Source organism: Albimonas pacifica (assembly GCF_900113695.1).
GTDB classification, from domain to species: Bacteria; Pseudomonadota; Alphaproteobacteria; order Rhodobacterales; family Rhodobacteraceae; genus Albimonas; species Albimonas pacifica.
Genome location: NZ_FOQH01000003.1, coordinates 247,863 through 259,341 on the forward strand (window position 1 = coordinate 247,863; position 11,479 = coordinate 259,341).

Consider the following 11,479-nt stretch of genomic DNA (forward strand, 5'->3'; position numbering starts at 1 on the left):
AGGAGGAGAAGACCCAGATGACCGACAGGTCCAAGACGCACGGCCCGCACGAACAGGGCCTGCTCGCCCGTCTCCCGCAGCTTCGGCGCCGCCAGTTCCTGGCGGGCGCGGCGGCGCTCTCGGCGCTCGGCGCGGCGGGGGTTCCGCTGCGCGCCGGCGCGGCGCCCTCGGGCCACCTGCGGGTGGTGGCCAACGCCAACCCCTCCAGCCTCGACCCCGCCACCGGCGGCGCGGGCTCGGACCACGTGTTCCTCTACTGCTTCTACGACACGCTGGTGGACTGGGACTTCGCGACCCTCGCGCCCCAGCCCGGGCTCGCGGAGAGCTGGGAGTTCACCGACCCCCAGACCCTGGTCTTCACCCTGCGCCAGGGCGTGACCTTCCACGACGGCACGCCCTTCGACGCGGCCGCGGTGGCGTTCAACCTCCAGCGCAACCGCACCGCGGAGCTGTCGAACATCAAGAACGACCTCGCCAACGTCGAGACGGTCGAGGCGACGGGCGAGCACGAGGTGACGCTCAAGCTCTCCGCCCCCGACACCGCGCTGCCGCTGATCCTGTCGGACCGGGCGGGCATGATGGTCTCCCCCGCCGCCCTCGGCAACGACCCCGAGGCGAAGGTCGACCGCGCCCCGGTCGGCACCGGCCCCTGGACCTTCACCGCCTGGACGGACGGCGACAAGGTCTCGGGCGCGGCCAACCCCGACCACTGGCGCGAGGGCATCCCCAAGGTCGAGAGCATCGAGCTGCAGATCATCCCCGAGCGCGCCACCGCGCTGCGCGCCGCGCAATCCGGGCAGGCCGACATCGCCTACCAGATCTCCGAGCAGCAGAAGGTGCTGATCGAGAAGATGCCGACGCTGGAGCTCGCCTTCGGCCCGACGCTCTACGTCTACCAGCTCTATCTCAACGCCTCGCGCGGGCCGCTCTCCGATCCGCGGATCCGCAAGGCGATCACGATGGCGGTGGACCGCGAGGACTGGGTGAAGGCGACCCAGGCGGGCGTGGGCGAGCCGGCGTGGATGAACCTGCCCCAGGCGCACTGGGCCTGGTCGGAAGAGGCGGCGAAATACACCCAGCACGACCTCGACCGCGCCAGGGCGCTGATGAAGGAGGCCGGCGTCGAGGGCGGCTTCGAGCTCGACTTCCGCGGCTACACGGACCAGGCCTCGGTGCAGCGCTCGGAGGTGATCCTCCAGCAGCTCGGCAAGCTCAACATCACCGGGCGCTTCACCAACGGCACCATCGCCGAGACCTCGTCGCGCTTCTTCTCGGCCGAGAAGGCGGGCGACGTGCTGCTCTCGGCCTGGACCGGGCGGCCGGACCCGAGCCTGACCTACTCGCTGCTCTACTCGGAAAGCTCCTACTACAACCCCGGCCGCGTCGCGCCCCCCGAGGGGTTCGAGGCGGCGATGGCCGACAGCCGCGCCACCGCCGACCAGGCCGAGCGGGCGGCGGCGCTGGGCCGCGCGCAGGCGCTGGTCATGGACGCCGCCCTGACCATCCCGCTGAGCATCCGCTACGAGGTCGACGCGCTGTCGACCAAGGTTCAGGGCTACTCGGCCAACCTGCTGGGCAAGCCGAAGTTCCTGCACGTCGGACTGGGCTGAGCGCCCGCTCCGCACGCCGCCCCGCGCGCCCGGACCCGGGCGCGCGGATCCCGCCCGAAACAGCCGCGAAGACGGCGCGGGCCCCCACAGGGAGGACGATCGATGGATGACAAGCTCGCGAAACTGAAAGCCGAGGGGATGCTCGCGCACCTTCCCCCGCTGCGTCGCCGCCAGTTCCTGGCCGGGGCCGCCGCCGCGGCCGGCGTCGGCGCGCTGGGCCTGCCGCGCATGGCGGCCGCCCAGTCGGGGACCACGCTGCGCATCTCCAGCTACACCAACCCCTCGTCGATGGACCCCGCGATCGGCGGCAACGGCGGCGACCACGTCTATCTGTGGAACTTCTACGACACGCTGATCGAGTGGGACTTCGACACGCTCGCCCCGATCCCCAGCCTCGCCAAGGCCTGGGCGTTCACCGATCCCACCACCCTGGTGCTGACCCTCGAGGAAGGCGTGACCTTCCATGACGGCTCGCCCTTCAACGCCGAGGCGGTGGTCTTCAACCTCGAGCGCAACCGCTCGGCCGAGACCTCCAACGTCAAGCCCGACCTCGCCACGATCGAGAGCACCGAGGCCACCGGCGAGTTCGAGGTCACCATCCGCCTCAAGCAGCCCGACACGGCCCTGCCGCTGATCCTCTCGGACCGCGCGGGCATGATGGTCTCGCCGACCGCGCTGAACAACGACCCCGAGGCCAACGTCAACCGCAACGCGGTCGGCGCGGGTCCGTGGAAATTCGTCTCCTGGACCGACCACGACAAGGTCGAGGGCACGCGCAACGAGACCTACTGGCGCGACGGCCAGCCGGCGATGGACAACCTGGTGATGACCATCACCCCCGAACGCGCCACCGCCATGCGCGCGGTGCAGTCGGGCCAGTCGGACCTCGCCTATTCGCTGTCCGAGTCGCAGAAGACCCTGATCGAGCGGCTGCCGAACCTGAGGCTGGTCGAGGGGCCGACGGTCTACATCTTCCAGCTCTACCTCAACCGCTCCCGCGGGCCGCTGCAGGACGTGAAGGTCCGCCAGGCCCTGCAGCTCGCCATCGACCGCGAGGCCTACGTGCAGGCCACCCAGGCCGGCGTCGGCGAGCCCGCACGCATGTTCCTCCCCCAGGCCCACTGGGCCTATTCCGAGGCCGCGGCCGAGCATGTCTATTTCGACCTCGACAAGGCGAAGTTCCTGCTCAAGGAGGCCGGGCTCGAGAGCGGGTTCGAGATCGACTTCGTGAGCTACACCGACCAGGCCTTCGTGCAGCGCCAGGAGGTGGTGCTCGAGCAGCTCTCCAAGATCAACGTGCGCGGCAGCTTCCGCAACGGGCCGGTGCCCGACATCGTCTCGCGCTTCATGGGCAAGGAGAAGTCGGGGGATTCCATGCTCTCGGCCTGGACCGGGCGACCCGATCCGACCCAGACCTACGACCTGCTGTTCTCGGAGAACTCGTTCTACAACCCCGGCCGCACCCCTCCGCCCGAGGGCTTCGCCGAGGCCCTGGCGCAGAGCCGCGCGACCTCCGACCAGGCCGAGCGCGCGGCCGCGTTCGACAAGCTCCAGACCATCGTCATGCGCGACGCTTTGGCGATCACCCTCTCGGTCCGCTACGAGGTCAACGTGGCCACCGACAAGGTCACGGGCTTCCTGCCGAACCTGCTGGGCAAGCCCAAGTTCCGCGAAGTGAAGGTCGGCTGAGGCCGAAACCGCGCCGCGCGGGATCCCCCGCGCGGCGCCCCCTGTCCCCCCGAGATCGGAAGGTTCGACGTGCTCAACCCCCTCCAGCGCCGGATGCTGCGCCGCCGCCTGCTGCAGGCGATCCCGGTGCTGTTCCTGGCCACCTTCTCCGTCTTCATGCTGATGAAGCTGCTGCCCGGCGACGTCGCCGTGGTGCTGGCAGGCGAGCAGGCGACCGACGAACGCATCGCCGAGATCCGCGAGATCTACGGATTGAACCGCCCGCTGCTGGTGCAATACGGCGACTGGGTGCTCGGCGCGCTGCAGGGCGACCTCTCGCAGTCGCTGCTCTCGGGCGAGGAGATCTCGACCACCATCGCGCGGGTGTTCCCCAACACGCTGTTCATCGTCGCCTATGCGATCGTGATCTCGATCGTGCTGGGCGTGCCGCTGGGCGTGCTGGCCGCGAGCCGGCCCAACACCTGGGTCGACAAGTTCGTGATGACCTTCTCCTCGGTGGGCGTGGCGCTGCCGAACTTCTGGCTGGCGATGATCTTCGTTGGCGCCTTCGCGCTGAACCGCGCCTGGCTGCCCGCCACCGGCTTCGTCCCCCCGCAGGAGGATTTCTTCGCCGCCGTCTCCCACGCCACCCTTCCCGCCGTGGCGCTCGCCGCCTCCGGCGTCGCCGAGGTGGCGCGCCAGCTGCGCTCCTCCCTCGTGGAGATCCTGCAGTCCCAGCACTTCCGCACCCTGCACGCCAAGGGCCTGCACCCGCGGGCCATGCTGTGGCGCCACGGGCTGCGCAACGTCTCGGTGAACCTGCTCACCGTGATCTCGCTGCTGGTGAACCGCACGCTCGCGGCCACCGTCGTCGTGGAGGCGGTCTTCGCCATCCCCGGCATGGGCACCACGATGGTCAACGCCACCCTGCAGCGGGACTTCCCCGTGGTTCAGGGCGTGGTGCTGATGATGGTGCTGACGGTGATCACCGTGAACCTGATCACGGACATGCTCTACAGCGTGCTTGACCCGAGGATCGGCCAGAAATGACCTCCGCGCCCCGCTCCCTCCACGCCGGCGAGACCTCCTCCGGGAGCTCGCCCGACGCGGACCCCGCGCCCTCGGCCGTCGCGGCCGCGCGCGCGGCCTCGCCGAGCGCCGTCGCCCAGGCCCAGGCCGCGGCCCGGCCGGCGAGCTACTCCGTCGCCGACGTCCCGCCCAGCCGCCGTTCCTTCGGCCGCAAGGTCCGCGACTGGGGCGCCGACGACCCGTTCGCGGTGGTGGCGCTGATCGTGCTGCTGACCATCGTCGGCTGCTCGATCTTCGCGCCCTGGATCTCGCCCTACGACCCGACGCTGCAGGACTACAACGTCATCCTGATGCCGCCGTCGCCGGACTACATCCTGGGCACCGACGACCTGGGCCGCGACGTGTTCAGCCGCCTGATCCATGGCGCCTCGGCCTCGGTCTACGCGGCCTTCCTCGCGGTCGGGGTGGCCGCGATCCTGGGCATCCCCGTGGGCCTGATCGCGGGCTATGCCGGCGGCTGGGTCGACGACGCCATCTCGCGCATCATCGACACCTTCCTGAGCTTTCCCGCCATCGTGCTCGCCATCGCCGTCACCGGCGTGCTCGGCATCGGCCTGACCAACGCGATGATCTCGGTGGGCATCGTCTTCGCCCCCCAGCTGGCGCGGCTGGCCCGCGCCCGCACCCTGGTCCTGAAGCAGGAGCTCTACGTCGACGCCGCCCGCTGCTTCGGCGCCTCGCCGACCCGGATCCTGTGGAAGCACGTCCTGCCCAACGCCATCCAGCCGGTGCTGGTGCAGATGACCCTGCTGATGGCCGTGGCCCTGCTGGCCGAGGCGTCGCTGTCGTTCCTGGGCCTGGGCATGCAGCCGCCCGAGCCCTCCTGGGGCGGCATGATCGCGCGCGCCTACCTCTACATGCAGATCGCGCCCGAGCAGATGTACGCCCCCGGCCTCGCGATCCTCGCGACCGCGCTCGCCTTCAACACGCTGGGCGAGAGCCTGCGCGAGGCGATGGACCCGACTTCCGGCAAGCGCTGACCCTTCCCGGCGCGCCCCCCTCCCGGGGCGCGCCGCCCCGACCTTCTGGAGACCCCGCCGCATGCCCTCCGCGCAGCCCGCGTCCGCCCCCCGCGCCGCCACCCTGTCCCGCCTGCTGATCGCCAACCGCGGCGAGATCGCCCTGCGCATCCAGCGCACCGCCGCCGACCTGGGCGTCGAGAGCGTCGCCATCCACTCGCAGGACGACGCCAAGTCCCTCCACGTCCGCCGCGCCGACGCCGCCCACGCGCTGTCGGGCGTCGGCGCCCGCGCCTACCTCTCGGTCGAGGCCGTGATCGAGGCCGCCCGCGCCACCGGCGCCGACGCCGTCCACCCCGGCTACGGGTTCCTGTCCGAGAACACCGCCTTCGCCCGCGCCGTCGAGGCCGCGGGCCTCGTCTTCGTCGGCCCCACGCCCGAGCAGCTCGCCCTGCTGGGCGACAAGGTCTCCGCCAAGCGCCGCGCGCAGGAGGTCGGCGTCCCGATCCTGCCCGGCACGGCGGAAGATACGGACCTGCAAGGCGCCCGCGCCTTCTTCGACCAGCTCCCGGACGGCGCCGCGATGCTGATCAAGGCCGTCGCCGGCGGCGGCGGCCGGGGGATGCGCGTGGTCCGCGAGGCCGCCGAGATCGAGGACGCCTGGACCCGCTGCCGCTCCGAGGCCAAGGGCGCCTTCGGCGACCCGGCCGTCTACGTCGAGCGCTTCCTCCCCGCCGCCCGCCACCTCGAGGTGCAGGTGCTCGGCGACGGAACCGGCGCCTGCATCCACCTGGGCGAGCGGGAATGCACCCTCCAGCGCCGCCACCAGAAGGTCGTCGAGATCGCCCCCTCGCCGACCCTGCCGGCCGCGACCCGCGAGGCCCTCTGCGCCCACGCCCTCAACCTGGCCTCCTCCGCCAACTACCGCAGCCTCGGCACCTTCGAATTCCTGATGGACGCCGAGACCGGCGAGATCTTCTTCATCGAGGCCAACCCCCGCATCCAGGTCGAGCACACGGTGACCGAGGCCGTCACCGGCCTCGACCTCGTCGCCCTGCAGATCGAGATCGCCCGCGGCCGCACCCTGGCCGACCTCGGCCTGACCCAGACGGCGGTCCCCGCCCCCAAGGGCCACGCCATCCAGCTGCGCGTGAACATGGAGCGGATGGACGAGACGGCGGCGGCGAAACCCGCCTCCGGCACGATCCGCGCCTACGAGCCGCCCGCCGGCGCGGGCGTGCGCGTCGACGGCTTCGCCTACGCCGGCTTCAAGACCTCCACCGGCTTCGACAGCCTGCTGGCGAAGGTGATCGTGCACGGCGCCGACTGGCCCTCCGCCCTCTCCCGCGCCGAGCGCGCGGCGGCCGAGTTCCGCATCGAGGGCCTGGACACCAACCTCCCCTGGCTGCGCGCCCTCCTGGCCCGCCCGGAGGTCCGCGCCAACACCGTCACCACCCGCTTCATCGAGGCCGAGGCCAGGGCCCTGCACGCCGCCGCCGCCGCGATCTCCCCGCCGCTCTTCTTCGAGAGCGAAGCCCCGCTGGAGGACGCCTCCGCCGCCCCCGGCTCGATCCCCGAGGGCGCGGTGACGGCGCCCATGCAGTCCACCGTCCTCTCCGTCTCCGTCGAGACGGGCGACACGGTCGCCGCCGGCCAACAGGTGGCCGTGCTCGAAGCCATGAAGATGGAGCACGTGGTCGTCGCCCCCCACTCCGGCACGGTCCGCCGGGTCATGGCCCAGCCCGGCGTCACCCTGATGGACGGCGCGCCGATCCTGGTGATCGAACCCTCCGAGGACGCCGGCGACGCCATCGCCGCCGAGGAGGAGATCGACCTCGACCTGATCCGCCCCGACCTCGCCGAGGCGCTGGAGCGCAACGCCTACGGCCGCGACGAGAACCGCCCCGAGGCCGTCGCCAAGCGCCACGCCCGGGGCCACCAGACCGGCCGCGAGAACCTCGCCCAGGTCTGCGACCCCGGCACGTTCCTCGAGTACGGCGAGACCGCCATCGCCGCCCAGCGACAGCGCCGCACGCTGGACGACCTGCGCAAGAACACCTCGGGCGACGGCATCCTGACCGGCATCGGCCTGGTGAACAGCGAGCAGGTCGGCGAAGACCTCGGCCGCTGCGCCTTCGCGGTCGCCGACTACATGGTGCTCGCGGGCACCCAGGGGCAGCGCCACCACCGCAAGCTCGACCGCATCTTCCACCTGGCGAAGGAGTGGTCGATCCCCGTGGTCCTCTTCGCCGAGGGCGGCGGCGGGCGCCCCGGCGACACCGAGCGCTCCACCTACGCCGGCATCTCCAACCGCACCTTCACCGCCTTCGCGGAGCTCTCGGGCCAGGTGCCGCTGGTCGGCGTCGTCTCCGGCCGCTGCTTCGCGGGCAACGCGGCGTTCCTCGGCTGCTGCGACGTGATCATCGCCGACGAGAGCTCCAACATCGGCATGGCCGGCCCCGCGATGATCGAGGGCGGGGGCCTGGGCGTCTACGCCCCCGAGGAGATCGGCCCCATCGACGTGCAGTCGAAGAACGGCGTCGTCGACATCCGCGTCAAGGACGAGGCCGAGGCCTGCGCCATGGCCCGCAAGTACCTCTCCTACTTCCAGGGCCCGGTCCCCGATTGGGAAGCCCCCGACGCCCGCCGCCTGCGCCACGTGGTGCCCGAGAACCGCCTGCGCTCCTACGAGGTGCGCGACGCGATCCACGGCATGGCGGACGTGGACTCGGTGCTGGAGCTGCGCCCCGAGTTCGGCGTCGGCATCGTCACCGCCTTCATCCGGATCGAGGGCAAGCCCTTCGGCATCATCGCCAACAACCCCAAGCACCTCGGCGGCGCCATCGACGGCCCGGCGGCGGACAAGGCCAGCCGCTTCATGCAGCTCTGCGACGCCTTCGACGTGCCGCTGATCTCGCTCTGCGACAGCCCCGGCTTCATGGTGGGACCCGAGGCCGAGAAGACCGGCCTCGTGCGCCATGTCTGCCGGATGTTCGTCACCGCCCGCTCGCTGACCGTGCCCGTCTTCGGCGTGGTCCTGCGCAAGTGCTACGGGCTGGGCGCCCAGGCGATGCTGGCCGGCGGCACCTACGACGACTTCTTCACCGTCGCCTGGCCGACGGGCGAGTTCGGCCCCATGGGCCTCGAAGGCGCCGTGCGGCTCGGCTACCGCAAGGAGCTGGATGCGGTCGAGGACCCGCAGGAGAAGCAGGCCCTCTACGACCGCCTCCTCGACGAGATGTACCAGCAGGGCAAGGCGATCAAGGTCGCCGAGACCCTGGAGGTCGACGCCGTGATCGACCCGGTGGAGACCCGCAAATGGATCCTCGGCGGCCTGCGCTCGACGCGCCTGCGCCCGCCGATGTCGGGCCGCAAGCGCCCCTTCGTGGACGCCTGGTGAGGGAGGAAACGATGCCCAGAGACGAAGAGCCCAAAGGCTGGGGCCCGGAGGTCGAGGCGCTCGACGCCCGCCGCGCCCGGATGCGCCAGATGGGGGGCGAGGCCAACATCGCCCGCCACCACGCCCGCGGCAAGCTCACCGCGCGCGAGCGGCTGGAGATGTTCGCCGACCCCGGCAGCTTCCGCGAGATCCACCCCTTCTCGGCCGATGCCGTCTACGACGGCGAGGAGCTGGTGGAGTTCACCCCCAAGGGCCTGATCGAGGGCTCGGCGAAGGTCCGCGGCCGCAAGGTCGTGGTCACCGCGGGCGACTTCACCGTCAAAGGCGGCTCCGGCCGCGGCACGCGGGGCGGCCTGGGGCAGGAGATCGGCTCGGCCAAGAAGGCCCTGCAATGGCGCCTCCCCTACATCCGCCTGCTGGATGCGGTCGGCGGCTCGGTCCGCGGCTTCGAGGCGCTGGGCCGCACCTACCTCCCCGACGGCAACGACTACATCGCCCCCGAGGTGGAGCTGCTGCAGGAGGTTCCGGTGGCCTCCGCCGTGCTCGGCTCGGTCGCCGGCCTGCCGGCGGTGCAGGCGCCGATGTCGCATTTCTCGGTGATGGTGAAGGGCATCTCCCAGATCTTCCCGGGCGGCCCGCCGGTGGTGAAGGCCGCCTTCGGCCTCGACATCACCAAGGAGGAGCTGGGCGGCGACCAGATCCACACCCGCGTCTCCGGCTGCATCGACAACGTCGCGGCCACCGAGGCCGAGGCGATGGAGCAGATCCGCACCTGGCTGAGCTACCTCCCCCAGTCGCGCGACGAGATGGCCCCCCGCCTCGAGACCGACGACGACCCCGAGCGGCGCGAGGACTGGCTGCTGGAGGCGATGCCGAAGGACCGCCGCAAGGTCTACGACTCCCGCGCCATCCTGAAGGCCATCGTCGACCGGGAGTCCTTCTTCGAGATCGCGCCCCTCTACGGCAAATCCCGCATCACCGGCCTCGCCCGTTTCAACGGCTATCCGGTGGGGATCATGATCAACAACCCGCGCGCGCTCGGCGGCGCGACGGACGCCCATGCCGGCGCCAAGGCCATGCGCCTGATGCAGCTGTGCGACCTGTTCAACCTGCCCCTGATCTCGCTGGCGGACGAGCCGGGGTTCCTGGTGGGGCTGGAATCGGAAAAGCAGGGGATCGAGCGGGCAGGGGCGCGCATGGTCTCCACCGTCTGCCTGACCACCATGCCCTGGTGCACGGTGGTCATGGGCCGGCTCTACGGCGTGGCGGGGCAGTGCCACCACCGCGCCTCGGGCATGTTCCAGCGCATGGCCTGGCCCTCGGCCAACTGGGGCTCGATGCATATCGCGGGCGGCGTCTCGGCCGCCTACCGCGCCGAGATCGAGGCCGCCCCCGACCCCGAGGCCAGGCGCCTTGAAATCGAGGCCCGCCTCACCGCCATCGCCAACCCCCTGCGCACGGCCGAGGCGACCGGCCAGGACATCATCGACCCCCGCGACACCCGCGCCCGCGTCTGCGAGTTCGTCGAGGAGGCGCAGCGCGTCCTGCTGCGCCAGCTCGGCCGCTCCCGCATGGCCTACCTTCCGTAGGCGCCACGGAAAATCCGCGGCGGCCCTGAACCCGACGGGCCGCCGCGCGCACCCATGGGCACCGAAAAGAACGGAGCCCGAGGGAGCCCCCGCATGAAACGCTTCGGCGCGCACACCTACCCCGACACGATCGACACGATCGTGGCGGACAGCACCTTCGTGAAGGTCTTCTTCAACCACCTGGTGGCGGAGCTGAGCCCGGAGAACCTTCTGTTCTACCTGGGCGGCTTCGATCCCCGGGCGACCTATCCGGTGTTCATCCAGCTCGGCGCGAAGCACCAGATCAACATCAGCTCCGCGCAGCGCGAGCCGATGGACGAGCTCGCCGCCGCGGGCGACTGGGACAATGTCGAGTGGGTCCGCCTGATCTCCGACGCGCGGGAGGAGGTCAGGAAGGTGATGACCAACGACTCGCTGACGCGGTTCTGGAAATCCGACGCCTTCCTCAAGCATCACGAACGCCGCGGCGGCGCGCGCGCCGACGTGGCCCAGGAGGTCGCCGATCCCCCGCCGCCGCCGCTGTGGCAGCGCGCGGCGACCACCTTCGGCTTCAAGTCGCCCCAGGTCCTGCAGGCCTACATCGCCGCCTTCGAGGCGAAGGGCGAGACGCTGACCCTCGGCGCCTGCCGCAAGATGCTCGCGGCCGAGAACCGGAAGATGGACCCGTACCTGTTCAACCGGATGCTGGTCCGCGACGGCTACGCCCGCAAGCCCGCCGACCTCGAGGCCGATCCCCGCGCGGTGGAGACCGAGATCGACCCGCTCGACGCGCCCGCCGATCTCGACCCCGAGACCGGCGAGCTGCAGATCGCCGACGTCGCCGGCCTGCAGGTGACCTTCAAGAAGGACAAGCTGAAGGCCTGCGGCTTCACGCTGATCACCCGCGACGAGGATCTCCGGGCGCTGAGCGACATGGTGCTGGCCCATGTCGCCAAGGACCCCGACGCCCTGCGCCGCTACGTGCAGATCCAGAAGGCCGAGCGGCAGAAGAAGAACCAGGCGATCGAGGGCATCACCTTCGTCAAGATGATGAAGAAGATGCGCGAGGAGCGGGCCTACACCATCGGCGGCGCCGTCGCCCCCGCCTGACCGCCCCCGCCTCGCCGCGCAGGCGCCCGCGGCTCCCGCAGGCGGCCGGCCCGCGCAGCCGGCCCGGGGCGCGGC

The 11,479-nt window shown here is 71.3% G+C and carries 7 protein-coding genes; all 7 read left to right on the forward strand.

Annotation, left to right across the window (positions count from 1 at the left end; translation table 11 throughout):
* Positions 1-17: 17 nt before the first annotated feature.
* On the forward strand, positions 18-1,610 hold the full coding sequence (locus BM064_RS06900) for an ABC transporter substrate-binding protein (protein ID WP_092859021.1): 1,593 nt from the start codon (positions 18-20) through the stop codon (positions 1,608-1,610).
* A gap of 102 nt (positions 1,611-1,712) precedes the next feature.
* Positions 1,713-3,299 (forward strand): ABC transporter substrate-binding protein, encoded by a 1,587-nt coding sequence (locus BM064_RS06905; RefSeq protein WP_218160969.1) that lies wholly within the window; start codon positions 1,713-1,715, stop codon positions 3,297-3,299.
* A 69-nt stretch (positions 3,300-3,368) separates the two neighbouring features.
* Positions 3,369-4,328, forward strand: coding sequence for an ABC transporter permease (locus BM064_RS06910; protein WP_218160970.1), 960 nt, complete (start codon positions 3,369-3,371; stop codon positions 4,326-4,328).
* On the forward strand, positions 4,325-5,347 hold the full coding sequence (locus tag BM064_RS06915; protein ID WP_092859022.1) for an ABC transporter permease: 1,023 nt from the start codon (positions 4,325-4,327) through the stop codon (positions 5,345-5,347). Before BM064_RS06910 ends, BM064_RS06915 begins: the two co-directional genes overlap by 4 nt.
* A 61-nt stretch (positions 5,348-5,408) precedes the next feature.
* Complete coding sequence (locus tag BM064_RS06920) at positions 5,409-8,726, forward strand: carboxyl transferase domain-containing protein (RefSeq protein ID WP_092859023.1); 3,318 nt, start codon at positions 5,409-5,411, stop codon at positions 8,724-8,726.
* A gap of 11 nt (positions 8,727-8,737) precedes the next feature.
* Positions 8,738-10,315, forward strand: a complete 1,578-nt coding sequence (locus BM064_RS06925; protein ID WP_177236170.1) for an acyl-CoA carboxylase subunit beta — start codon at positions 8,738-8,740, stop codon at positions 10,313-10,315.
* Between the two features lie 93 nt (positions 10,316-10,408).
* Complete coding sequence (locus tag BM064_RS06930) at positions 10,409-11,404, forward strand: regulator of G-protein signaling domain-containing protein (protein WP_092859025.1); 996 nt, start codon at positions 10,409-10,411, stop codon at positions 11,402-11,404.
* The last annotated feature ends 75 nt before the right edge of the window (positions 11,405-11,479 follow it).